At 63.0% G+C, this 603-nt stretch carries 1 pseudogene; it reads left to right on the top strand.

From position 1 onward, the window contains the following. Window positions 1–603 (top strand): annotated as a pseudogene (locus D515_RS25930) (hypothetical protein); the annotation flags it as partial.

Raw genomic sequence — 603 nt, 5'->3', positions numbered from 1 at the left:
AGTGCGCCAAGCGTGTCGACGGGCTTTACCCTGGACACCACCGCACCGGGTGAAGGCACCGGTGCGGGCGGCACGGATGAAGCCCCAGTACTCATCATTGCTGAAGCCGCCGATGGCGTCAGTGAAGCCGAAGCCAGTGACGGCGTGCAGGTCAGTGTAGCCGTACCGACCGGCACGCTGGCCGGTGACACCATTACCCTCACCGTCACCCAGCCTGACGGCACTTCGGAAACCGTCGACACCCTGATCCCTTCAGACTGGAACGGCACCGATCCGATCGTGATGACGGTGTCCACCGACATCCTGTCTGATACTGACGGCTTTGTGGACGGGGATTACTCTGTCACGGCGACGGTCACCGATTTAGCCGGCAACGTCTCTGAGGCCAGTACCCCTGCCGGCTTTACGCTGGACACCACTGCTGCCGGTGAAGGCACCGGTGTGGGTGGCGCGGATGAAGCCCCTGTGCTCACCATTGCTGAAGCCACCGATGGTGTCAGTGAGGCCGAAGCCAGTGATGGCGTGCAGGTCAGTGTAGCCGTACCGACCGGCACGCTGGCCGGTGACACCATTACCCTCACCGTCACCCAACCTGACGGCACT

This window comes from Grimontia indica (assembly GCF_000333895.2).
GTDB lineage: Bacteria > Pseudomonadota > Gammaproteobacteria > Enterobacterales > Vibrionaceae > Enterovibrio > Enterovibrio indicus.
Note: the sequence above shows the minus strand (reverse complement) of the source record. Positions and strands in the feature narration are given on the sequence as shown.